The organism is Sphingomonas aquatilis, from assembly GCF_014196115.1.
Classification (GTDB): Bacteria; Pseudomonadota; Alphaproteobacteria; order Sphingomonadales; family Sphingomonadaceae; genus Sphingomonas; species Sphingomonas aquatilis.
This window is the reverse complement of sequence record NZ_JACIDB010000001.1, coordinates 574,669-596,300: the sequence shown is the minus strand read 5'-3', so window position 1 is coordinate 596,300 and position 21,632 is coordinate 574,669. Positions and strand designations below refer to the sequence as shown.

Annotated in this window: 22 protein-coding genes; 13 read left to right on the top strand and 9 right to left on the bottom strand. The window is 68.7% G+C overall.

What is annotated here, in order from left to right; all coding sequences use genetic code 11:
• The 3 genes from GGR47_RS02725 to GGR47_RS02715 are packed head-to-tail and all read left to right on the top strand — an operon-like array spanning position 1 to position 2,091.
• Positions 1 to 894: a TPM domain-containing protein gene (locus GGR47_RS02725; RefSeq protein WP_147037369.1), complete on the top strand. Its 894-nt coding sequence runs from the start codon at positions 1 to 3 to the stop codon at positions 892 to 894.
• A gap of 1 nt (position 895) precedes the next feature.
• The gene (locus GGR47_RS02720; protein ID WP_147037368.1) at positions 896 to 1,567 is read left to right on the top strand and encodes a TPM domain-containing protein; all 672 of its coding nucleotides are present in this window, start codon (positions 896 to 898) and stop codon (positions 1,565 to 1,567) included.
• Positions 1,564 to 2,091: an NUDIX hydrolase gene (locus GGR47_RS02715; RefSeq protein WP_147037367.1), complete on the top strand. Its 528-nt coding sequence runs from the start codon at positions 1,564 to 1,566 to the stop codon at positions 2,089 to 2,091. Before GGR47_RS02720 ends, GGR47_RS02715 begins: the two co-directional genes overlap by 4 nt.
• 238 nt (positions 2,092 to 2,329) lie before the next feature.
• Here the strand turns inward: GGR47_RS02715 and GGR47_RS02710 are convergent, their stop codons facing one another.
• A complete protein-coding gene (locus tag GGR47_RS02710; RefSeq protein ID WP_017977797.1) occupies positions 2,330 to 2,611 on the bottom strand; it encodes an ETC complex I subunit in 282 nt (93 codons plus the stop codon).
• A gap of 10 nt (positions 2,612 to 2,621) precedes the next feature.
• Positions 2,622 to 5,087, bottom strand: coding sequence for an ATP-dependent helicase HrpB (gene hrpB / locus GGR47_RS02705; protein ID WP_183949422.1), 2,466 nt, complete (start codon positions 5,085 to 5,087; stop codon positions 2,622 to 2,624).
• 94 nt (positions 5,088 to 5,181) lie between these two features.
• Here hrpB and GGR47_RS02700 point away from each other — a divergent pair, with 94 nt between their 5' ends.
• Entirely contained in the window at positions 5,182 to 5,502 is a 321-nt protein-coding gene (locus tag GGR47_RS02700) for a hypothetical protein (RefSeq protein WP_018250495.1), read from the top strand.
• A gap of 616 nt (positions 5,503 to 6,118) precedes the next feature.
• On the top strand, positions 6,119 to 7,051 hold the full coding sequence (locus GGR47_RS02695) for a cation diffusion facilitator family transporter (RefSeq protein ID WP_147034789.1): 933 nt from the start codon (positions 6,119 to 6,121) through the stop codon (positions 7,049 to 7,051).
• A 405-nt stretch (positions 7,052 to 7,456) separates the two neighbouring features.
• Here the strand turns inward: GGR47_RS02695 and GGR47_RS02690 are convergent, their stop codons facing one another.
• Complete coding sequence (locus tag GGR47_RS02690; RefSeq protein WP_043060425.1) at positions 7,457 to 8,467, bottom strand: polyprenyl synthetase family protein; 1,011 nt, start codon at positions 8,465 to 8,467, stop codon at positions 7,457 to 7,459.
• Between the two features lie 66 nt (positions 8,468 to 8,533).
• Here GGR47_RS02690 and GGR47_RS02685 point away from each other — a divergent pair, with 66 nt between their 5' ends.
• From GGR47_RS02685 to GGR47_RS02665, 5 genes are all read left to right on the top strand, one after another.
• The gene (locus GGR47_RS02685; RefSeq protein ID WP_043060426.1) at positions 8,534 to 8,848 is read left to right on the top strand and encodes a chorismate mutase; all 315 of its coding nucleotides are present in this window, start codon (positions 8,534 to 8,536) and stop codon (positions 8,846 to 8,848) included.
• Positions 8,849 to 8,871: 23 nt separating this feature from the next.
• A complete protein-coding gene (locus GGR47_RS02680; protein WP_043060427.1) occupies positions 8,872 to 9,279 on the top strand; it encodes a DUF2147 domain-containing protein in 408 nt (135 codons plus the stop codon).
• Positions 9,276 to 9,935: a dTMP kinase gene (gene tmk / locus GGR47_RS02675; protein WP_147034790.1), complete on the top strand. Its 660-nt coding sequence runs from the start codon at positions 9,276 to 9,278 to the stop codon at positions 9,933 to 9,935. The genes GGR47_RS02680 and tmk overlap by 4 nt, the downstream gene beginning before the upstream one ends.
• A gap of 201 nt (positions 9,936 to 10,136) precedes the next feature.
• Positions 10,137 to 10,697 carry a hypothetical protein gene (locus GGR47_RS02670; RefSeq protein WP_017977789.1) on the top strand — a complete coding sequence of 187 codons (561 nt, stop codon included), beginning with the start codon at positions 10,137 to 10,139 and terminating at the stop codon, positions 10,695 to 10,697.
• Positions 10,694 to 12,172 (top strand): PepSY-associated TM helix domain-containing protein, encoded by a 1,479-nt coding sequence (locus tag GGR47_RS02665; RefSeq protein ID WP_147034791.1) that lies wholly within the window; start codon positions 10,694 to 10,696, stop codon positions 12,170 to 12,172. Before GGR47_RS02670 ends, GGR47_RS02665 begins: the two co-directional genes overlap by 4 nt.
• 54 nt (positions 12,173 to 12,226) lie before the next feature.
• Here the strand turns inward: GGR47_RS02665 and GGR47_RS02660 are convergent, their stop codons facing one another.
• Both GGR47_RS02660 and GGR47_RS02655 read right to left on the bottom strand, forming a co-directional pair.
• Entirely contained in the window at positions 12,227 to 12,691 is a 465-nt protein-coding gene (locus GGR47_RS02660; protein WP_020486387.1) for a hypothetical protein, read from the bottom strand.
• A gap of 66 nt (positions 12,692 to 12,757) precedes the next feature.
• Entirely contained in the window at positions 12,758 to 13,894 is a 1,137-nt protein-coding gene (locus GGR47_RS02655) for a CobW family GTP-binding protein (protein ID WP_147034792.1), read from the bottom strand.
• Positions 13,895 to 14,034: 140 nt separating this feature from the next.
• On the opposite strand from GGR47_RS02655, the gene GGR47_RS02650 reads away from it, so the two are divergent.
• From GGR47_RS02650 to GGR47_RS02640, 3 genes are all read left to right on the top strand, one after another.
• On the top strand, positions 14,035 to 15,270 hold the full coding sequence (locus tag GGR47_RS02650) for a GTP-binding protein (RefSeq protein WP_183949421.1): 1,236 nt from the start codon (positions 14,035 to 14,037) through the stop codon (positions 15,268 to 15,270).
• Positions 15,267 to 15,857, top strand: a complete 591-nt coding sequence (locus tag GGR47_RS02645; RefSeq protein WP_147034793.1) for a DUF1826 domain-containing protein — start codon at positions 15,267 to 15,269, stop codon at positions 15,855 to 15,857. The genes GGR47_RS02650 and GGR47_RS02645 overlap by 4 nt, the downstream gene beginning before the upstream one ends.
• 369 nt (positions 15,858 to 16,226) lie before the next feature.
• Positions 16,227 to 17,849, top strand: a complete 1,623-nt coding sequence (locus GGR47_RS02640; RefSeq protein ID WP_147034794.1) for an FAD-binding oxidoreductase — start codon at positions 16,227 to 16,229, stop codon at positions 17,847 to 17,849.
• Here the strand turns inward: GGR47_RS02640 and GGR47_RS02635 are convergent.
• The 4 genes from GGR47_RS02635 to GGR47_RS02620 all read right to left on the bottom strand — a co-directional run bounded on the left by GGR47_RS02635 (position 17,777) and on the right by GGR47_RS02620 (position 21,541).
• The gene (locus tag GGR47_RS02635; RefSeq protein ID WP_221204574.1) at positions 17,777 to 18,088 is read right to left on the bottom strand and encodes a hypothetical protein; all 312 of its coding nucleotides are present in this window, start codon (positions 18,086 to 18,088) and stop codon (positions 17,777 to 17,779) included. The genes GGR47_RS02640 and GGR47_RS02635 overlap by 73 nt on opposite strands.
• On the bottom strand, positions 18,072 to 19,142 hold the full coding sequence (locus tag GGR47_RS02630; RefSeq protein WP_147034795.1) for a hypothetical protein: 1,071 nt from the start codon (positions 19,140 to 19,142) through the stop codon (positions 18,072 to 18,074). The genes GGR47_RS02635 and GGR47_RS02630 overlap by 17 nt, the downstream gene beginning before the upstream one ends.
• Positions 19,139 to 19,639, bottom strand: coding sequence for a DUF4383 domain-containing protein (locus GGR47_RS02625; RefSeq protein WP_244304917.1), 501 nt, complete (start codon positions 19,637 to 19,639; stop codon positions 19,139 to 19,141). Before GGR47_RS02625 ends, GGR47_RS02630 begins: the two co-directional genes overlap by 4 nt.
• Before the next feature lie 498 nt (positions 19,640 to 20,137).
• Positions 20,138 to 21,541, bottom strand: a complete 1,404-nt coding sequence (locus GGR47_RS02620) for a short-chain fatty acyl-CoA regulator family protein (protein ID WP_147034797.1) — start codon at positions 21,539 to 21,541, stop codon at positions 20,138 to 20,140.
• Between the last annotated feature and the right edge of the window lie 91 nt (positions 21,542 to 21,632).

Genomic DNA, 21,632 nt, shown 5'->3' with positions numbered 1-21,632 from the left:
ATGCGCCTCTTTGAGCGGGCGGCGATCGTGTGGCGGGCGGCGTTGCTGCTGCTCGCCGCGAGCCTGATGCTCGCGCCCGCGACCGCGCAGACCTTCCCCAAGTTCACCGGCCTCGTCGTCGACGCCGCCAACGTGCTGCCGCCGGACACGAAGGCCGCACTGACGCAGAAGCTGGAGGCGTTGCAGAAGGACACCAAGCGCCAGCTGGTCGTCGCGACGATCCCCGATCTGCGGGGCGATACGATCGAGGATTACGGCTACAAGCTCGGCCGCAGCTGGGGCGTGGGCCTGCGTGACGTCAACAACGGCGCGATCCTCATCGTCGCGCCCAACCAGCGCAAGGTCCGCATCGAAGTCGGCCGCGGGCTGGAGCCGTTCATCACCGACGCTTTGTCCAGCGTCATCATCAATCAGGACGTCATTCCCCGTTTCAAGGCGGGTGACATGTCGGGCGGCATCACCGCCGGCGTCGATGCGCTCGACAAACAGCTGCGTGCCTCACCCGAAGAACAGCAGGCGCGGCTCGATGCGGCGGCGAAGCAGTTCGACCAGATCCACCAGCGCTCCGCCGAACGCCGCAGCGGTGGTGGCGGCGTACCGTTCGGCCTGATCATCTGGGCGGTCATCCTGTTGTTCGTCCTCGTGCCGCTGATCATCGGTCGCCGGCGCAGCGCCGGGCCGTGGGGCCGACGCTATGACGATGGCGGCGGTAGCGCGCTGCCCATCGTGCTGTGGGGAATCGCGAACGAGATCGGCCGCTCCTCCGGCGATCGTGGCGGCGGCTGGGGCGGCGGCGGAGCGTCGGGCGGCAGCGACGGCAGCTGGGGTGGTGGTGGCTTCACCGGCGGCGGCGGCGGCGATTTCGGGGGCGGCGGCGCCTCGGGGGATTGGTGACATGCGCCTGACCCCCACCGATGCCGCGCGCGTCGCCGAAGCCGTGGCAGAAGCCGAGCGCACCACCTCGGGCGAGATCGTCACGATCGTCGCGCACCGATCCGACAAATATCACGACGTCGCGCTGCATTGGGCGGTGCTGGCGATGCTGCTCGTCCCCGCGCTGCTCGCGCTCTGGCCGGGGATCGCGGTGACGCTCCACGGCCTCGTCGCCGATCCGTGGGACGGCGCGCCCGCGCCCGGCGGATTGTTCACCGTCGCGCTGGTATTGCTCGCCGCGACCTTCCTGATCGTCCGCGTCGCGCTCGCCTGGATGCCGCTCCGCCTCGCGCTGACGCCCAAGGGCACCGCCGCCCGCCGCGTCCGGACGCGTGCGCTGATGCTGTTCCGCGCCAGCGCCGAGGCCCGCACCCGCGATGCGACCGGCGTGCTGCTGTACCTCTCGCTCGACGAACATCGCGCCGAGCTGATCGCCGATGCCGCGATCCACTCCCGCGTCGCGCCCGAAGTCTGGGGCGCCGCGATGGCCGCGCTCATCACCGCGACGCGTGACGGACGCCCCGGCGACGGCATGGCAGAGGCGATCCGCCAGATCGGCATCGTCCTCACCGAACACTTCCCGCCGCGCGCCGACGACACCAACGAACTGCCGGACCGCCTGATTCAGCTATGACGACCGATACGATGTGGCAGGGCAAATACCTGTCGGTCCGCAAGGCGGGCACCTGGGAATATGCCGAGCGCAACGGCGGCATCGGCGCCGCGGTGATCGTCGCGATCGATGCCGACGGTCAGTTGCTGCTCGTCGAGCAATATCGCGTGCCTTTGGGCCGCCCCTGCCTGGAACTCCCCGCCGGCCTGGTCGGCGACGAAAGCGCGGGCGAAAGCATCGCCTCGGCCGCCCGCCGCGAGCTGGAGGAAGAAACCGGCTATCACGCCCAATTCGTCGAGGAGCGCGGCGAGTATTTCTCCTCGCCCGGCATGACATCGGAAAGCTTCACGCTCGTGCTGGCGACCGGCCTCACCCGCACCGGCGACGGCGGTGGCGACGCCGACGAGAACATCACCGTCCACCGCGTGCCGCTATCGGGCGTCGAAGGCTTCGTCGCAGAGAAACGTCGCGCCGGCGTCGCGATCGACGCCAAGATGCTGCTGCTGCTCGGCAGCGGCATCGTCGCGGAAATGATGGGGCGCTGAGAGCCCTTCGACAGGCTCAGGGCGAACGGGTATGAAACGCTCGCGAGCGCGCGCATCGATCCTCCCAGCCTCCACTGGGGCGACGCATGATGGGGGACCGGCACACGCCCACACCCCCAATCGTCATTCCCGCGAAGGCGGGAATCCAGAAACGCTACCGCCCCGGCTCAAGTCGCAACGTCAGAGGTTATGGATTCCCGCCTCCGCGGGAATGACGGCGTCGGTAAGAGCCCCGCCCTTACCGGAAATTATCCGCGTACGCCTGCAGCTTCAGCTTGCGCTCCGGCGCCGGGATCAGCTCGTAATCGAAGCCCTGCGCCTCGCAATAGGCGATCGCCGCCTCGGCCGACGGGAAGCTCAGCCGCACCTGTTCGCGCGTATCGCCGCTGCCCGCCCAGCCGGTCAGCGGATCGGGCTGCTTCGGCTCGGCCGGTTCGAACTCGAGGGCCCAGGTGTGCGTGCGGGCCTTGCCCGATTGCATGGCGTTCTTGGGGCGCTGGAAGATGCGGGCGGTAGGCATAGACGCCCCTTTAGCGCGTCCCGCCGCCCCGTGCATCCGCCATTTTCGTCCGCAACGTCGCGGTCGCCGCGGCGGGATCGTCGGGCCAGGGATGTTTGGGATAGCGCCCGCGCATCTCCTTCGCGACCGCGCTCCAGCTGCCCGCCCAGAAGCCCGGCAGATCGCGCGTCGTCTGGATCGGCCGCCCGGCGGGCGAGGTCAGGCTGAGCACCAGCGGCACGCGCCCCGACCCGATACAGGGATGCTCGCCCAGCCCGAACAGCGCCTGCACGCGCAGCTCCACCTTCGGCCCGCCCTCCGCCGCATAGTCGATCGCGTGCGTGCTCCCTGCGGGGCTGGTGAAGTCGGCAGGCGCCAGCCGATCGATCTGCCGCATCGCATCCCAACCGATCAGCGTCCGCACCGCGTCGGTCAGCGCCCCCGCCGGAATCGCGTCGAGCCGCCGCCGCCCCACGAGCAACGCCGGCAGCCATTCGTCGAGCCGCTCGACCAGCATGTCTTCCAGCGGCACGCCCGCATAGTCCGCCCGCGCCCGCAGCGCCGCCGCCCCCGCGCTCCACGGCAGCAGCGCCAGCCCATGCGTCCGCACGCCCTCCAGCAAGGCCGCGGCGATCGCGTCCGGCTCCGCCCCCGCATCCGGCCCCGACGACAGCCGTAGTGCGCCCAGCCGCCGCTCGCGCAGCGTCACCACGCCACCGCTCGCCGCATCGAACGTCACCGTCCGCCGCGTCTCGATCCGGTCGGCGAACAGGCGCTCGATCGTCGCCAGCGCGATCGGCGCCGCCGCCAGGATGCGCGCGCCCGATGCCGCCCCCTGCGTCTCCGCGACCGCCAGCCACGCATGCCGCGCCAGCGGCAGCGTCGGGTCGAGCCGGAAGCCGCGCCCGCCCGCCGACGCCCATAATTCGCCGCTGGCATCCCGCGCCTTCGCGATCCGGTCGGGGAAGGCGAGCGCGATCGCCACCTCCACGCCCGCGCCATCGATGCGCAGCGGCTCGCCCACCGGCTTGCCCGCCAGCGCCGTCCACCGCTCCGCCAGCCGCCGCGCCGCGGTCGCCTTCGTCCCCCGATCGCTGCGCCAGCGCCGCAGCCGCACGTCGAGGTCGGGATCGTTGCCGCCCAGCCCGCGCTCGGACAATAGCACCGCCACCTCGGCGGCCAGCGCGCCCTGCCCCATCGCCCCCGCGCGCAGCAGCATATGCGCGAGGCGCGGCGGCATAGGCATCGCCGCGACGCGCCGCCCGTGCGCGGTCGGCCGCCCGTCGCCATCGACCGCGTCGATCGCCGCCAGCCGCTCGCGCGCCTCCGCCACCGCCGCGGCGGGCGGCGGATCGAGCCACGCGAGGTCGCGCGGATCGCCGACGCCCCAGATCGCACTCGCCAGCACCAGACCCGACAGATCCGCTTCCACGATCTCCGGCGGGTCGAATCGCGGCAGGCCACCCGTCGCCGCCTCTTCCCACAGGCGATAGGCGACGCCCGGCCCCTGCCGCGCCGCACGCCCGGCGCGCTGCGTCACCGCCGCCTGGCTCGCGCGTTCGGTCACCAGCCGCGTCATCCCCGCCGCCCGGTCGTAGCGCGGCCGCCGCGCCAGCCCCGAATCGACGACGATGCGGATGCCGTCCAGCGTCAGGCTGGTCTCGGCGATCCCCGTCGCCAGCACCAGCTTGCGCGCGCCATCGGGCTCGGGGCGGATCGCCGCGCGCTGCGCCGCCGGCTCCATGCTGCCATGCAGGTGATGCACGCGGATCGTCTCCGGCAGCCCCTCCAGCCGCTCCGCCGTCCGCTCGATCTCGGCGACGCCAGGCAGAAACGCGAGCACGCCACCCTCCGCCTCGCGAAGCGCCTGCCGGATCGCGCTCGCCATCGCATCCTCGATCCGGCCGTCGCCGCTGCGCCCCAGATAGCGCAGAGCGAGCGGATAGCTGCGCCCCTCGCTCTCGATCACGGGCGCCCCCTGCTCCGTGGCGCCCAGCAGGCGCGAAAAGCGCGCCCCGTCCAGCGTCGCCGACATCGCGACCAGCCGCAGATCGGGCCTCAGCGCGCCCTGCGCCTCCAGCGCCAGCGCCAGACCGAAATCGCCATCCAGGCTGCGCTCATGCACCTCGTCGAACAGCACCGCCGACACACCGGTCAGCTCCGGATCGGCCTGGATACGCGCGACGAGAATCCCCTCCGTCACCACCGTCACCCGCGTCGCTGCGGAGCGCTTGCTGTCCATCCGCGTCGCATAGCCATAGGTGCCGCCCGGGCTTTCCCCCGCCAGCGCCGCCATCCGCTCCGCCGCCGCGCGCGCCGCCAGTCGCCGCGGCGACAGCAGCAGCACCTCGCCCGTACACCAGGCCTCGCCCAGCAGCGCCGGGGCTACCGCGGTCGTCTTGCCCGCCCCCGGCGGCGCGACGAGCACGGCGTTGCTCCCGGTCCGCAACGCGGCGAGCAGGTCGGGCAGGACGGCGAAAATCGGCAGGTCGGTCACGATGCGCGGCTTCTTGCCACGGATCGCCCCGCGACGCGACCGTCACCGCCTGCTATGCTCCCAGCCCGCGCGAACCGACGCGCGCAGGAGACATATGATGGGTCTGTTGGACGGCATCCTTGGCCAGATGGGCGACACTCCGATTCTCACCAACCTCGCCGAAAAGATCGGCCTCTCCCCCGAACAGGTCGCCCAGGCGATCGCCGCGTTAAGTGCCGCGCACGCCGAACCCGGCGATACGGTGGCCGGCGCCGCCGATTCGACCGGCCTGTCCCCCGATGTCCTGCACCAGATCCTCGCCCACCTCGGCGGCGAAGGCGCCCTCGCCAACATCGGCGGCCTGCTCGGCGGCGAAGGCAACGGCGCGCTCGGCAATCTGGGCGGCATGCTCGGCGGCCTCTTCGGCAAATCCTGAGGGGGGCGCCACCCCCCCCCCCTCGTCACCCCGGGCTCGACCCGGGGTCCACTCCGCGGCGAGGGGGACGGCTAGAGGCTCCAGCTTCCCCTCGCGGCCCGGTGGACCCGGACCAAGTCCGGGATGACGGAGTGGAGGAGGCACCCTGCCGAAGCCACACCCCGTCACCCCGGGCTCGACCCGGGGTCCCGCTTCTTCCGCGGTCGCTGGAAAAAAAAGCGGGACCCCGGCTCTTCGGCCGGGGTGACGAGGGAAAGGCCCACCACCCAAATCCCCCAAACGATTGGGAGCGCGAGCCACGCCCCAAACACCCCCGTCACCCCGGACTCGTTCCGGGGTCCACTCCGCGGCGAGGGGGACGGCCAGAGGCTCCAGCTTCCCCCCGCGGCCCGGTAGACCCCGGACCAAGTCCGGGGTGACGGAGCGGAGGAGCTACCCCGACTGCCACACACCCCGTCACCCTGGGCTCAACCGGGCGTCCCGCTTCTTCTGCGAGGCGACCCGAATACCGAAACCCCGCGCTCCACCCCACGCGACGAGCACGTCACCATCGATGCGCTAGTATCACGCACCGCCGCAGTGATACGACCACCCCACAATCACCCGGACGAGATCATTGGGCGCCCATCACCACCACGGCCACGCGCACGACCACAGCAAACACAGCCACGGCGGCCACGGCCATTCCCACGCCCCCGCGTCGTTCGACCGCGCCTTCGCGATCGGCATCGCGCTCAACATCGCCTACGTCCTGGCCGAAGGCGGCGCCGGCCTGTGGACGGGATCGGTCGCGTTGCTCGCCGACGCGGGCCACAACCTGTCCGACGTGCTCGGCCTCGCCGTCGCCTGGGGCGGCGCCGCGCTCGCCCGCAGTGCGCCCTCCAAGCGCTTCACTTATGGCCTCAAAGGCTCGACGATCCTCGCCGCGCTCGCCAATGCGTTGCTGCTGCTCGTCGCACTGGGCGCGATCGTGCTGGAGGCGGTGCAGCGGATCGGCGACCCGCCGGTGCTCGCCGGCCTCACCGTATCGACCGTCGCGGGCATCGGCATCGCCGTCAACGCCTTCACCGCCTGGCTGTTCGCGCGCGGGCGCAAGCACGACATCAATGTCCGCGGCGCCTATCTCCACATGCTCAGCGACGCGGTCGTCTCGGCGGGCGTCGTCCTCGCCGGCCTCGCGATCTGGGCGACCGGCCTCGGCTGGATCGATCCGATCGTCAGCCTCGTTATCGCCGCGCTGATCTTCTGGCAGACCTGGGGCCTGCTGCGCGAGACGGTCGAAATGAGCCTTTCCGCCGTGCCCCGCCACATCGACTATGATGCGGTCACCGCCGCGCTCGCCGCGCTGCCCGGCGTCTCGCGCGTCCACGACCTCCACATCTGGCCGATGTCGACCACAGAACCCGTGCTCACCGCGCACCTCGTCATGTCCGGGCGCTATCCGGGCGACGCCTTCCTCGTGGACGCGCGCGCGATGCTCCACGACCGCTTCGGCATCGGCCATACGACGCTGCAGATCGAAACGGGCGGTGATTGCGCGAGCTGTTGAGCCCCGCTCAGCCCCACCCACGTCCGTCATCCCCGCGAAGGCGGGGATCCAGACTGGCTAGCCTGTCGACTCCATCGGAGCGGTAGCGGTTACGGATTCCCGCCTGCGCGGGAAGGACGTGAGAGGCACGGTGTTGGACGACACCCCTCGCAAGCCACTGACAAAACAAGGCAATCCCGCCCTGACAGCATTCTGTCTCAGCCTGAATCACCGCCCATTCCGAAACGATAGCCCAACATCGTTTCGGCCAAGGTGTTCATCTTGTCCATGTTGCGCATCCGATCTGCCGACGGCAAAGCCGCCGGCCTGACGTCGGACGGGTTCGGCTGGCGCCGCCCCGCCGGCCGTGCCGGGCGCTGCTCGCTCTGCTTCGCATCGGCGCGGGCGTGGCCGCGCCTGCGCCCGTCAGTACGCGCGGGCCACCGCGAATTCGACCGCCTCGATCATCGCGTCCTTCGCCTTCCCGTTCGGGAAATGCCCGATCGCATCGATCGCGCGCTGGCCGTAATGCCGCGCCCGCGCCAGCGTGTCGTCGACCGCGCGCGTCTTGCGCACCAAGTCGATCGCATGCGCGAAATCCTCGTCCGACGCGCGCCGTCCCTCGACCGCGTCCTTCCAGAACTTGCGGTCGGTCTCGTCGCCGCGCGCATAGGCCAGGATGACGGGCAGCGTCATCTTGCCCTCGCGGAAGTCGTCGCCCGCGTCCTTGCCCATCGTGCCCGCGTCCGACACGTAGTCGATCGCATCGTCGACCAGCTGGAACGCGATGCCCAGGTATCGGCCGTACGCATCCAGCGCCAGCTCGTCCGCCTCGCTCCGCTCCGCCACCACCGCCGCGATCCGGCAGGCGGCGGCGAACAGCGCCGCGGTCTTGGCGTTGATGATGTCGAGGTAACGGTCCTCGCCCAGGTCGATCCGCCGCGCCGCGGTCAGCTGGTTGACCTCGCCCTCCGCGATGACGGCGCTGGCGTTGGACAGGATCTTCAGCACCTTCAGGCTGCCGTCCTCGACCATCAGTTCGAAGCTGCGGCTGAACAGAAAGTCGCCGACCAGCACGCTCGCCGGGTTGCCCCAGATCAAATTCGCCGCGCGCTTGCCGCGCCGCATGTCCGACCCGTCGACCACATCGTCGTGCAGCAGCGTCGCGGTGTGGATGAACTCCACCGATGCCGCCAGCCGGTGGTGGCGTGTGCCGGTATAGCCGATCAGCCGCGCGCTCGCGAGCGTCAGCATCGGCCGCATCCTTTTGCCGCCGCCCGCGATCAGATGCCCGGCGAGCTCGGGGATCAGCGGGATCTGCGACTGCATGCGATCCAGGATCACCGCGTTGACGGCGTTCATGTCGGCCGCGACCAGTTGGAGCATCGGCTCCAGCGACGGTTCGGGACGATCGAGGCGGTGGATGGTGGCGGTCATCTCGCCACGCGCTGTGGCCGCTGGCGCCCCCGAACGCAAGTCTTGCTCGCGCCCGCAACAACGCTCATGGGGGTCGGACTTGACCATCGAAGGGGGCGACCGGTGAGCGACGACGTGCTGCAAGGCTATCGCAAGAGCATCGACAATATCGATGCCGCGCTCGTCCATCTGCTCGCCGAGCGGTTCAAGGTGACGCAGGCGGTCGGCCGGCACAAGGCGACCAGCGGCCTGCCCGCCGCCGATCCGGGCCGCGAGGAACGCCAGATCGCCCGCTTGCGCCGCCTCGCCGAAGACGCCGAACTCGATCCCGAATTCAGCGAGAAATTCCTGCGCTTCATCATCGACGAGGTGATACGCCACCACGAACAGTTGCGCGGCTGACCCTCGCCAACCATCTGATCGACGTGTCCCTCCTCTCGTTCCTCGCCGCTCTGCCGCTCGCGCTCCAGTCCGCCACGCTGCCGGCGGACCCGCATGCGCCGATCATCGGCAATTGGCACAATCCCAAGAACACCGTCGCGGTGCGCACCGGGCGGTGCGGCCCGAACCTGTGCGGCTGGGTCATCCGCGCGTCGGACAAGGCGAAGGCCGACGTCGCGAACAAGGGCTATCCGCCGCTGATCGGCACCGCGCTGCTGCGGGGCTATCGCAACAACGGCAAGGGCCGCTGGGCGGGGCAGATCTACGTCCCCGACATGGGCCGCGCCTTCGGGTCGACCGTCACGATGATCGACGCCGATACGCTGAACGTGAAGGGCTGCCTGATCGGCGGCTTCATCTGCAAATCGCAGATCTGGCGCCGGGAATCATGACCCCGCGCGGCGCGTTCATCGCGGTCGAGGGCGTCGATGGGTCGGGCAAGAGCGGCGTCGTCCGCGCGCTCGTCGCCGCGTTGCAGGCCGCGGGGCATGACGTCGTCGCCACCCGCGAACCCGGCGGCACCCCGCAGGGCGAAGCCTTGCGCGGCCTGCTGCTCGCCGGTGACGACGCGGCATGGGAACCCCGCGCCGAACTGCTGCTGATGACCGCCGCGCGCGTCCAGCACGCCGCGCACGTCATCCGCCCCGGCGTTGCCGCCGGCCGGATCGTCGTCTCGGACCGCTACGCCGGCTCGACGCTCGCCTATCAGGGCGCGGGCCGCGGCATGGACGAAGCGCTGATCCGCGGCCTCCACGCGACGATGCTCGACGACCTGTGGCCCGACCTGACTGTGGTCCTCGACCTCGACCCGGCGATCGGCCTCACCCGCAGCCGCAAGCGCCTGTCGGACGAGGCGATCGACGAAGGCCGCTTCGAAAGCCTCGCCCTCCCCTTCCACCAGCGCATCCGCGCCTCGTTCCTGGCACAGGCCGCCACGGCGCCCGATCGGCATGCGATCATCGACGCCGACGACACGCCGGAGGCGGTGCGCGAGACGGCATGGCACGCGGTGCGCGACTTTCTGGCACGCGGCGCCGCACGCACCTGACCGGCCCCGAGCGCGTTTCGACCAGCCTCCACAACAACCGCCTATTTGATATTGATTCGCATTACGGCTCGCACTAGGTCGTCGTCCGGAAGGGGGACCGATGACACCGACCGTATATGCGCCTGCCCGCACCGTCCCGCACGGCCTGACGCCGCGTCCGGCTGACGGGCCGTCCGGCCGAGCCCCGATGGGACAGCCGGCATGATCGCGCTGCCCGCACTCCTCGCCATCGCAGGCGGCATCGCCGGTGCGACGCTGCTGCGCCGCGCCTGGGCCGAGCGCCAGCGCGAGCGCCCCGACCTCATCGCGGCGGGCTGGGCGGTGATCGGCGGCACGATCCTGGCCGACGCCGCCTGGATCGGCTGGATCCGGGGCGGCGCGCTCGCCGTCGTCGCGGTCGGCATCGGTGCGCTGATCGTCCTCATCCGGGGCCGGACCGTAAAGGCCACACGCGCTGCCCGCGCCACCACCCCGCCGACCGAGCCCGACGAACCGTCCAGGGCGTGGCGCGGCGTGCTGAAGACGATCCTGGCCGGGCCGCTCGGGCTGGCCGCCGCCGTGGCCATCGCCTATTGCGCCGCCGCCTGGGTGCCCGGCGCGCCGCCCACCCGTGTCCTCATCGGCGGGCTCACCATCCCCATCGTCTGGGCGCTGGCGATGATCTGGACGCTCGCCGACCCCCGTCTGATGCGGTCGCTCGCCATGATCGTCACCACGACGCTGACCGGCTTCGCGCTCGCTGCCTTGCAGGGACCGGTATGACCAAGGCCGCCAAGACGGACGCGCCGCGCGGCTGGCCGCTGGCGCCGGGCACGGTGCGCGCCGTGCTCAACGGGCATGGCATCCTCGGCCTCGCCTTCGCCGCCCTCATCTATCTCGTCTGCCTCACCGGCACGCTCGCCGTCTTCGCCGGGGACATCGCACGGTGGGAAGCGCCCGGCGCACCCGTGGCGAACCAGTTCGCCCCCGGCGCGCTCGATCGCGCGGTCAGGGCCGCGCAGGCCGGCGGCCCGGCACAGGCGACGCTCTATCTGACGCTGCCCTCCCCCGCCCAGGACGGCGCCCGCATCCTCGCCTATACGCCAGCCGAGCACCACGACTGGGCGATCGCCCGCGACGGCACGCTGACCGAACAGCACACGCCGTTCAGCGAATTTCTGATCGATCTCCACATCGCGCTCCACCTGCCGCGGACATGGGGCGCGATGCTCGTCGGGCTGACCGGCGTCGCGCTGCTGTCCGTCCTGATCTCGGGCATCCTCGCGCATCCGCGCGTCTTCAAGGACGCCTTCAGCCTGCGGCGCGGCGGCGCACGGCGCTTACAGGAGGCGGATCTGCACAACCGCCTCGGCACCTGGGCGCTGCCGTTCCACGTCACCATCGCGCTGACGGGGGCGATCCTGGGGCTGACCACGCTGATCGTCGGCGTGCTTGCGATGCTGCTCTACGGCGGCGACACCGCGCGCGTGTACGGCTTCTTCGTCGAGCCACCGCCCGCCGCAAACGCCGCCGCCCAGCCGCTGCCCGCCCTCGCGCCCTTGTTGCTGGACGCCCGCCGCCGCAGCGACGGCGCCGCCCCGCAGCAACTGATGATCGAACGCGCGGGCCGCGCCGATGCGCGCATCGCCATCACCTCGCGCCGCGACCGCCTGCTCGTGCCACAGGACACGACGATGTTCGACGCGCGCGGCCGGATGGTGACGGACCGCCATCCCGCCGATCTGCCCGCCGGCGTGACGCTGCTGGGCGGGATCGGCCAGCTCCACTTCGGCTGGTTCGGCGGCTTGCCGGTGCGGCTGCTCTACGGTCTGTTGGGTCTGGCCCTCTGCCTCGTCACGTCGAGCGGCGTGACGATCTGGCTCGCGCGCCGCCGCGACCGCGGTCGCGCCGTGCCGCTGTGGGAGCGGCTGTGGACGGCGGTCGCTTGGGGCCAGCCCGTCGCGCTGGCGCTCACCGCCGCCGCGTCCCTCGCGCTGCCGACCTTCGGCGACACCCTCATCTGGCTATGGCTTGCCCTGACGCTCACCCTGCTGCTCGCCGCGGGGCTGTCCCGACAATTCGGGGCGGCGGCCGGGTCGATCCGTGCGCGTCAGGCCGTGGGCGGCACTCTCCTCGGGGTCGCCCTCTTCTACCTGCTCATGCGTCCCGTCGACCTGTCGGGTCTGGGAGTGGAGGCCGCCCTGCTGCTCGGCGCCGCGCTGCTGCTTCGACGGCCCGCGACGCATCGCATCGCCTGACGTGCGTCATCGAAGGCACGGCAGCGCTGCGGGCAACGCTGCCGTTCCGAACGATCAGGGCTGATAGGGCAGCGACGATTGGTGCAGGACGATGCGCACCTTGCCATCCTCGCACGCCTTGAACACGAAGCTCTTATTCACGAAGATGTGGCTGTCGTCCTGGCCGATGAAATGCACGTTGCACTGCACGATCGCCAGATCGCCGTGCAGGATGAAATCTTCCTTGCTGTACCACACCTTGACCCAGGGCTTCAGCTTGAACCCCTTGTCGTCGGGAAAGGCCTCGCTCCCGCCCGTGAAATAGGCCAGCGCGCCCTCCTTTGTCGGGCGGTAGGTCTGGGTGCCGAAGGTCAGCGTCGGCTTGAACAGCACCTTGCCATGGTCATAGTCGTAATTGTCGCTCAGCACCCGTTCCGCCACCGCGCGCGGATCGCCACCTTCGGCATGCGCCTTGCCGACCGCCACGACATTGTCGCACCACGTCTGCAAGGCCGTATGGACCATCTCTTCGGTAAACATCGTATTCACTCCCGTTGAAAATAATGGGCGGCCGGATCGCCGCCGGCCGCCGGTGGCGCGCGATCGCTACGCGCGCGCGGAGGCGGCAGCGTCGTCGCCCCGGATCACGCCGACCATTACGGCGTCACGCTCTCGATCAGCCCCCTGTAGGTCGACACCGTTCAGGCCCACGGTCATCAGCGCCAACGTGCCCCGCAATTCTTCGGGATCGATGTTGCGCGTGACGAATACCATCCGCGTGCGCCGGTCCGCCGACGGCCAGCGATCGAGTTCGATGGGCGGGTGGAAGACGTGCTGCACCCCGTGAATCACCACCGGCGCGTCATGCCCGACGAGGTTCACGATGCCCTTCACGCGCAGCAGGTCGGCGCCCTTGAACATGGTCAGCAGCCCCAGCCAGCGATCGAAGGCGAGCGGCTCCAGCGGCGTATCGAACGTCAGGCAGGTCGCGCGGATACCGGCATCGTGCCGGTTCACGTCATGATGGTGATGGTGGTGATGGCCGGCATGCGCGGCCTCGTGCGCCAGCCAGCGATTGACGTCCTCGCTCTTGCTGGCCGGGTCCCATAGCCCCACGTCGAACAGCGATGCCGGATCGACAGCGCCATTGGTCACCGCGATGATCGGCGCACCGGGGTTCAGCGCGGCCAGCCGGTCGCGGATCGCCTGCTGTGACGTCGCATCGGCAAGGTCGGTCTTGGTCAGCAGCAGCCGGTCGGCGACGGCCGCCTGCTTCACCGCTTCCGGCTGGGCGTCCAGCGTCGCCATGCCCGCCGCCGCATCGACCGTCGCGATGACCGCGTCCAGCCGATAGAGCGGCGCCAGCTGCGGATCGGTCATCAGCGTGTGCAGGATCGGTGCGGGATCGGCCAGCCCGGTGGTTTCGATCACCACCCGGTCGAACCAGCACGCGCCGTCGCGGGCGAAGCGCCACGGCGCGTCGCGCAGCGTGCGCGACAGGTCGCCGCGGATGGTGCAGCACAGGCAGCCGCCCATCATCTCGACGACCAGATCCTCGTTCGAGCGGGCGATCAATTCGTGATCCAGCCCCACCGCGCCGAATTCGTTGATGACGACCAATGCCCGCGCCATGCCGGGGGACCGGACCAGATGGTTGAGGACGGTCGTCTTGCCGCTGCCGAGAAAGCCGGTCAGCACCGACACGGGAATACGCGTGCCCGGCCCCTCTGGAACGCTGCTCATGCCGCACGCCTCGCCGCGGTGCCACCACGGCTTGCCGTCACCTGCATCGGTCCACGCGGTTTCATGATCAGGATGTCACTGGACATCGTTGCGCATCTCTGGATAGGTCATGTTGTAACATATCACATTGGACCGTCATCATGGCAACCCTCTCCCCATCCGACACCCGCCTGCCCGTGACCGTCCTGTCCGGCTTCCTCGGCGCGGGCAAGACGACGCTGCTGAACCATATCCTCGCCAATCGCGAAGGGCGGCGCGTGGCGGTGATCGTCAACGACATGTCGGAAGTGAACATCGACGCCGATCTGGTGCGCGGCGGCGAAGCGGCACTGTCGCGGTCGGAGGAAGCCCTGGTCGAAATGACCAACGGCTGCATCTGCTGCACCTTGCGCGACGATCTGCTCGCCGAGGTGCGCACGCTCGCGGAGGCCGGGCGGTTCGACTATCTGGTGATCGAATCGACCGGCATTTCCGAACCCCTGCCGGTCGCCACCACCTTCTCCTTCCGTGACGAAGATGGGGTGTCGCTGGGCGACGTCGCGCGCCTCGACACGATGGTGACGGTGGTCGACGCGCTCAACCTGCTGGCCGATTATTCCAGCCAGGATTTCCTCGCCGATCGCGGCGAGAGCATGGGGGAAGACGATACGCGCAGCCTCGTCGGCCTGTTGGTCGAGCAGATCGAGTTCGCCGACGTCGTGATCGTCAACAAGGCCTCGTCGGTGTCCGCGGAGCAATTGGCCACGGTCAAGAAGCTCGTCGCCAGCCTGAATGCCGATGCGGTGATCGTGACTGCCGATCACGGGCGCGTCGACCTCGACCTCGTGCTCGCCACCGGGATGTTCGACGAAGAGAAAGCGGCGCGCCACCCGCTGTGGGCCAAGGAGCTGTACGGCTATGCCCACCATCAGCCCGAAACCGAGGAATATGGGATCGAAAGCTTCGTCTATCGCGCCCGCGCGCCGTTCGATCCTGCGCGATTTTATGCGTTCCTGACCGAGGGCGGGCTCGAAAATGTCGTGCGGGCCAAGGGGCATTTCTGGCTCGCGACGCGCCCCGACTGGGTCGGCGAACTGGCGGTGGCGGGCAGCCAGACGACCACCTCGCGGATGGGCCGCTGGTGGGCCGCGGTCCCCAAGCATCACTGGCCCGACGACGGCCGCTTCGAAGACTTCGTTGCCCAGCATTGGGACGACATCTGGGGCGACCGCCGACAGGAAATCGTATTCATAGGCATAAACATGAACCAACCCTTCATTCGGCGCCGGCTCGACGCATGCTTGGTGGCCGCCTCTGCCTTTACCCCGACGCTGTGGACGTCGCTGCCAGACCCATTCCCGGCCTGGGGTGAGCGCCAGCTGGAGACCTCCGTATGACGCCCGCCATGCTGGAGGACGTCGTCGCCTTTGGTTATGATCGCACGTCGCTCGACGCGATCGCCCGCCCGAAAACAGCGCTGGCGATCTGGTGGCGCCCGCTTCCCGACGCGGTGAAGGCCGGATTGGCTGCGCTGGACCTCGACACGGTCGATGACGTGACGCTAGACCTCGACGCGGACGCGCCGCTCGATGACGCGCTGCGCGACGCCGGCTACCCCGACGATATCGCCACCTCGCTTGCTGCGGACATCGACCTCCTGCTCCGGCGGCAGGCAGCGCTGACCGGCGACGATCGCCTGCGCCTGCGGCTCGAAGTGATCGAGACCGATGCCTGCCGGCGTTTCCATGCCGACTATGTCACGCTGCGGCTGCTATGCACCTATGTCGGGCCGGGAACCCAATGGTGCCGCGCCGCGGCGGCAGATGCAATCTACGAGGTACCGACCGGCGCAGTCGGCGTCTTCAAAGGCCGGATGCTGCTCGATCCCCCGACCGTCCTCCACCGATCGCCCCCCATCGCGGCCACGGGCGGACAGCGCCTAATCCTCGTGATCGACCCTATTCGTAGCAACGATGGAATGTAGCGATAGCGCGTCAGGACAGGCGCGGCGTTCAGCATACCAGACGAGTCCGACCCGTGATGGTCGGACGACGATCAAAGCTATTCAAGAAGGCACTTGGCGATTTTGTCACACCCGACAGGACTCGAACCTGGGGCATATGCCTTCAGAGCGCCGAAAAGCGGTACTGTTTTGAGATTTATTGGAACTTATAGCCGACTTGCATTTGTTTGATTTGTTGCGCCATGGCGCACAACATTATCCAGGGCCTGCGCCTTTCTCGACTGTTGGGTACGCCGATCACCCGCCTGCCCGGCGTCGGCCATGTGCCTCATATCGAAGTCCCGTTCATTTCCTGCCGGCGCTCGACGCCGCCATCGCGGAGCCGGTCCGATGAAGCATCAGCGCCTGTTGGTTGGAACCTCCATCCTGGCGCTCGCCGCCGCCGGGGTGGCCGCCTATGTCGCGCCGCTGGCTGCCGATCCCGCCGGCCCCAAGGACTGCGCCACCGTGCTGCCGCCGCTGCCGCAGGAGCGGCCCCGCGCTGCCGCCGTGCGCGAACCTAATTGGGCGCAGCGCGGCGGCCATGTCAATGACGCGAGCTGCCTCAGCCGCACGCCCGTCGCCGGCGTCGTCCGCGTGCGAAGCGAGGCCGATGTCGCCACGGCGCTGCGTTATGCCAGCGCCCACGGGCTTACCGTTTCTGCAGCGGGCGTGAAGCACTCGATGGGCGGTCAGGCGTTCCGCTCCGGGGGCGTGGTGCTCGACATGCGCGGCATGGACGCGATCCGGCTCGACCCTGCGGCACGCACTGTCACGGTGGGCAGCGGCGCGACCTGGCACGCGATCCAGCTTGCCGTGCATCCGCGGTTCGCGGTGAAGGCGATGCAGTCCACCGACATCTTCTCCGTCGGGGGGGCGATCAGCGTCAACGCGCACGGCATGGATCATCAGGCGGGCGCGGTGATGGGCTCGTTGCGCAGCGTCCGGCTGATGCTTGCAGACGGCCGGGTGGTCACCGCGTCGCGCGACGAGAATGCGGAGCTGTTCCGGCATGTGGTCGGCGGCTACGGGCTGTTCGGCGTGATCCTGTCGGCGACGCTCGATGTGGTGCCCAACGACGTCTATCGCTCCGGCCGCGAGATCATCGACTATCGCGCCTTCCCGGCCACTTTCGAGCGGATTGCCGCCGACCCCCGCGTCGGGCTCAGCTATGTCCACCTGTCGACCTCGCCCGGCAGCCTGCTGCGCGAGGCGTTGGTGTACACCTACACCAAGCATCCCGAAGATCAGGCGCTGAACCGCGCGGTCCTATCGGAAGTGACCTCCACCAAAATCCGCCGCGTGACCGTCAACCTCGCCAAGCGCAACGACACGTTCAAGCGTTGGAAATGGTGGAGCGAGAAGCATCTTGAGCACCGGTTCGAAAGCTGCACGATAACGCGAGCGCAGGCGCAGGGGTCGGGCGAGGCGTGCCTGGTCGCGCGCAACGACCCCATGCACGATTCGGTCGCCTATCTGTTCAACGACCTGCCGGGCGAGACCGACATCCTCCACGAGTATTTCGTCCCGCGCGCGCAGATTGTGCCGTTCATTGACGGCATGCGCGCGATTTTCGAACGCGAGCACGCCAACCTCGTCAACGCGTCGATCCGGGCGGTGGGCGCGGAGGATAACGCGCTGAGCTACGCGCCCGCGCCAGCGTTTTCGGTAGTGCTCTACCTCAACCAGCCGACCACGCCTCAAGGCACGGCGGCGATGCGGCGGCTGACCAGCGAACTCATTGACCTCACCGCCAGCCACGGCGGCCGCTTCTTCCTTCCCTATCAGCTGCACTATACGCCCGCACAGCTCGAGCGCGCCTATCCCGAGATCGGCACCTTCTTCGCCGCCAAGCGCGACTGGGATCCGCATGGGCTTTTCAGCAACACCTGGTACGCCCGCTACGCGCCCTTGGTCGCGAAGCAGCCGGCGCCGATCCGACCCTCGATCACCGCGCGCGCGCCATTGGCGTAAAGCCGGCGAACGAAGCCGGCATCGTCGCCGCGGGCCAGCGTCGCGCCACGGCGGACCTCCACGACGCGCCCACCCGCCGCGGCGATGACCCGCACGGCCGCCGGTCCATCGCCGATTACCGCCACTTGCCGGCCGGCCGGCCCGACGAAGGGCATTGCCAACAGGATCAGGACCCATGCGCCGAGCACCACGGCGAGTTGGGCGACGGCACGGCCAACCGCCTTAATAGTCGTAGACATGCTCAACCGTGCCGCCGAGCGCGCGGACGCGCGTCATCAGGGGGAGCAAGCGGGCGACCGGAACAACGACCCCGACGCGTCGCCAACCCGTCCGGTCGATAGGCATCGCCAGCACGGCGGGTCCCGGTGGAGGCACGCGGTCAGGCAGGATCAAGGTGGCGAAGATCGTGCGGTTGCCTGCGATCTCGACCAGTTGAACCTGCGTAGCCGACAACTTCGCCAGCAGATCGTTGAACTGCTGATAACGCGGCGCCTCCACCACCGTCAGCCCACTAGGCAGCGATCCGACCACCTTCAAGCGCGGGTCAACGGCGCGGAGGACGGCAGGGTCGCCGCGCACCACCAACCGTAGCGTCGGCTCGTCACGCCCAACGGTAGCGCCGGTCGCAGCATCGATCGCCTTGGCGTAGAGCGCCTTGACCCCGTATTCCGCCGACAAAGCGAACCGGCGTTCCCAATGCCGGGCATGCAGCGTCGGCTCCCGAGTCTGCCATTCGCCTTTCAGCGCTTCGCGGAAAGGAAATCGGTACCAGGGCGTTTCATGCAGGAAGGCGCCATAGCGTTGCTGGACGTGCGCGCCATGGCGGTCATCGGCGCTGTCCCACCCGCTCGTCGCTTCGAACAGTCGCCCGATCGTCCGCTCATAGACGGCCTTGACCGCCAGCTCGACCGTGTAGCTGATGCCGATCGTGTAGATCGTCACCTTTGCCGCGCCTGATTCCGGGCTTGTGCGGGTGATCCGGTTGACGGTGCAATAGCTTGTCCAGCACTGTCCAATCTGCTCGCCATAGGCAGAGCTGCTCGGCGGTTGGCCGGCGGCCAAGTGCCGCGCAAAGGCTTCCGCTTCGTAGACGATGTGCCATTCGGGATATGTGAGAAATGTGCGCGCCTCCGGCCGCCGATCGGCTGCGGGGAGAAGCGGAGTATGGTCAGGCGCGGCGACGAGGCCCGGCAGCGGCGCCCGGCAGCCCACCTCGATATACGCCATCGGCACCAGCACAATGGCCGCCATCAGCCCGCCGGCCAGCGCCGCCAAGCGCCAGCGGCGCCTCATGCCAACGTTGGCCGCGCTGCCCCCTCAGGCACCCGCGCCAACCGATAACCTACCCAGATCGCGACACCACCGATCACGAGGTGCGGCAGGTTGGCGAAGACGTGAGCATACAGTGACTCCCGGACTGGTCCGTACAGGAAGATACCGCCATCCAAATAGCTGCTGCCCAGGAACAGCCCCATCACACCGTCTGCGAAATAGAGTGGCCCAAACAGGCGGAAATAACGGCGTGTCGCGCCATAGGACCTCCACGCGGCGATCCCCGCCCACAGACCGGAAAAAAAGTGCAGGCTGTCGTCATAAAGGTCGAGCTTGAACAGCCCGAACAGATTGCCATCGGCGTCATGAAATTGCGGCACATAGCCGATCGCCACCACGAGCATGAAACCGATGCAGTATGCTGCCCCGAACACCCGAACTCGGTTCATCGTCACCCCCTCTGACTTCACCAGCTTGTCACGAAGGCAGTTAGCAAACAATGAGCGGATGCGGGACATCCATGCGACAGTTCTTAACCCCAGTGGCTTGACCGGACGAGGAGCACGGGTGTGTCAGTCGCCCGCCCCTGTTATGTTTCACCTCGCGCCGTCGGGGGTGTAGGCTAGGCAGGATCGGTTGCACGGCCGACCGCCCGGACCCAATAGCCGTCAATCTAAGCTGCCAGACCGCTTCCCGCTTTCTGCCATTCGTTCATCACGCGAGACCGAGGCAGTGACCTAAATGCTGGGCTGACTGTGTGTCGCCTATTGGGGGTGATGAGCGTGTCGGAAAACAGCTCGGCAACCAGATAGTCGGCGGGCGGGATGGTGCCGTTGCGGGTGAAGGCGTTGCGCAGTACCTGCTTGAACTGGCTGTACCAGCCGCTCTTCAATGGCGTGAACGATACCCCTATAATTCCCGGCAGCGAGCATCGCCTCGACGTCTTCCGGAGGCAAGCTGGTGGCCGATCCGTCGATCATCGCCGCATGGCGGCGAGCTGATGCCAGCGCCGAGCGTCAGGCGACGGGATAGGGCACCGGGGCGGCAGTGTTCTCGTCAATGGTGAGCGCACGCCCGATCGGCGGAAACGCCCGCTGCGGGCACGCTGGGCGCTCACACACCTTGCACCCGGCGCCGATGGGCGTCGCGAACGAAGGATCGGCCAGATCGAGCCCACGCGAATAGACGAGCTGCCCCGCATGGCGCAGGTCGCAGCCGAGCCCAATTGCGAACACCTTCTCCGGGTCCCCGAATCCGGCAGACCCGCTCGCCACTGTCCGCGCGACCCATAGATAGCTGCGCCCATCGGGCATCTGTGCAACCTGACGCAGCACACGGCCCGGCTGAGTGAATGCCTCATAGACGTTCCAGAGCGGGCAGGTCCCCCCGACACGCGAAAAGTGGAAGTCGGTCGCCGATTGCCGCTTCGAGATATTGCCCGCACGGTCGACGCGAACGAAGAAGAAGGGCACGCCGCGCGCACCCGCCCGCTGGAGCGTCGACAGGCGGTGGCAGATCGTCTCGAACCCCACACCGAAGCGCCGCCCAAGGCGCTCAATGTCATACCGCTCGGCTTCGGCGGCAGTCAGGAAGTCGGCGTAGGGGAGGACCAACGCGCCTGCAAAATAGTTGGCGAGGCCGATCCGTCCCAGGCGGCGCGCCTCCGCATCGGCGAGGACGGGATCGTCGGCAAGGTCGTCGATCACTTCGCCCAATTCGAGAAAGGCGAGCTGGGTCGCCATCTGGAACACGCGCTGGCCCGGTGTCAGCGAGGCGGACAGCGTTAGCGCTTGTGCGGCGGGATCGAAGCGACGTGGCGCGGTGGTAATATCGGTCAGCACCGCGATCCCGTGGCGCGCTTTCAACCATGCCGTCAGGCCGTCGTGAAGCGTGCGCGGGCTCAGACCCGCGTCGCGATAGAGGCGTTCGGCCGCTTCATCCAGCAACTCGACATGGTTGTGGCGCGCGTAGAAGAAGTCGCGGACCTGCTCGAAGGGCTGGCGGGCGCGGTCCCCGATGCTCCATTCGTCGCCCAGCTCAGCCGCCATCGCGTCGCCGCGCTCGACCGCATCGCGATACCGCCGATGCAGCGCGACCAGCGTGCGGCCGACTGCGGGCATGTTCGTCGCCAGCTCGCGCAGTTCGGCAACGGACACCGCCTCCTCGACGTCGGCGATCGCATCGCGAATGTCGGTCATCAGGCGTGCCTCATCGTCCTCTGAGAAAATTTGAACGTCGACACCGAAGGCGGCGTTCAGCTTCAGCAGGATCGGGACGGTCAGCGGACGCTGGTTCTGTTCGAGCTGGTTGAGATAGCTGGGCGAGATGCCGAGCGCCTGGGCAAGCTCGACCTGCTTCAGCTTGCGCTCCTCGCGCAAGCGCCGAAGCCGAACCCCGATGAATGCCTTGCGCGCCACCATAAATTCGCAACCTTCGCAGATTTGCTAATCGACCTTCGCAGGACTTCACGCTTTCAGCCCTGTGAAAGCGCGACTGTTTGCGGATTATGCG

What these genes read in the sequence shown, in the direction of transcription:
- tmk (WP_147034790.1), top strand. Translation starts at nt 9,276, where the DNA reads ATGACCCCGCGCGGCGCGTTCATCGCGGTCGAGGGCGTCGATGGGTCG.
- GGR47_RS02650 (WP_183949421.1), top strand. Translation starts at nt 14,035, where the DNA reads ATGGCAACCCTCTCCCCATCCGACACCCGCCTGCCCGTGACCGTCCTG.
- GGR47_RS02725 (WP_147037369.1), top strand. Translation starts at nt 1, where the DNA reads ATGCGCCTCTTTGAGCGGGCGGCGATCGTGTGGCGGGCGGCGTTGCTG.
- GGR47_RS02685 (WP_043060426.1), top strand. Translation starts at nt 8,534, where the DNA reads ATGGGGGTCGGACTTGACCATCGAAGGGGGCGACCGGTGAGCGACGAC.
- GGR47_RS02620 (WP_147034797.1), bottom strand. Translation starts at nt 21,541, where the DNA reads ATGGTGGCGCGCAAGGCATTCATCGGGGTTCGGCTTCGGCGCTTGCGC.
- GGR47_RS02645 (WP_147034793.1), top strand. Translation starts at nt 15,267, where the DNA reads ATGACGCCCGCCATGCTGGAGGACGTCGTCGCCTTTGGTTATGATCGC.
- GGR47_RS02660 (WP_020486387.1), bottom strand. Translation starts at nt 12,691, where the DNA reads ATGTTTACCGAAGAGATGGTCCATACGGCCTTGCAGACGTGGTGCGAC.
- GGR47_RS02625 (WP_244304917.1), bottom strand. Translation starts at nt 19,639, where the DNA reads ATGTCCCGCATCCGCTCATTGTTTGCTAACTGCCTTCGTGACAAGCTG.
- GGR47_RS02720 (WP_147037368.1), top strand. Translation starts at nt 896, where the DNA reads ATGCGCCTGACCCCCACCGATGCCGCGCGCGTCGCCGAAGCCGTGGCA.
- GGR47_RS02630 (WP_147034795.1), bottom strand. Translation starts at nt 19,142, where the DNA reads ATGAGGCGCCGCTGGCGCTTGGCGGCGCTGGCCGGCGGGCTGATGGCG.
- GGR47_RS02715 (WP_147037367.1), top strand. Translation starts at nt 1,564, where the DNA reads ATGACGACCGATACGATGTGGCAGGGCAAATACCTGTCGGTCCGCAAG.
- GGR47_RS02665 (WP_147034791.1), top strand. Translation starts at nt 10,694, where the DNA reads ATGACCAAGGCCGCCAAGACGGACGCGCCGCGCGGCTGGCCGCTGGCG.
- GGR47_RS02710 (WP_017977797.1), bottom strand. Translation starts at nt 2,611, where the DNA reads ATGCCTACCGCCCGCATCTTCCAGCGCCCCAAGAACGCCATGCAATCG.
- GGR47_RS02635 (WP_221204574.1), bottom strand. Translation starts at nt 18,088, where the DNA reads ATGTCTACGACTATTAAGGCGGTTGGCCGTGCCGTCGCCCAACTCGCC.
- GGR47_RS02640 (WP_147034794.1), top strand. Translation starts at nt 16,227, where the DNA reads ATGAAGCATCAGCGCCTGTTGGTTGGAACCTCCATCCTGGCGCTCGCC.
- GGR47_RS02655 (WP_147034792.1), bottom strand. Translation starts at nt 13,894, where the DNA reads ATGAGCAGCGTTCCAGAGGGGCCGGGCACGCGTATTCCCGTGTCGGTG.
- GGR47_RS02690 (WP_043060425.1), bottom strand. Translation starts at nt 8,467, where the DNA reads ATGACCGCCACCATCCACCGCCTCGATCGTCCCGAACCGTCGCTGGAG.
- GGR47_RS02700 (WP_018250495.1), top strand. Translation starts at nt 5,182, where the DNA reads ATGATGGGTCTGTTGGACGGCATCCTTGGCCAGATGGGCGACACTCCG.
- GGR47_RS02670 (WP_017977789.1), top strand. Translation starts at nt 10,137, where the DNA reads ATGATCGCGCTGCCCGCACTCCTCGCCATCGCAGGCGGCATCGCCGGT.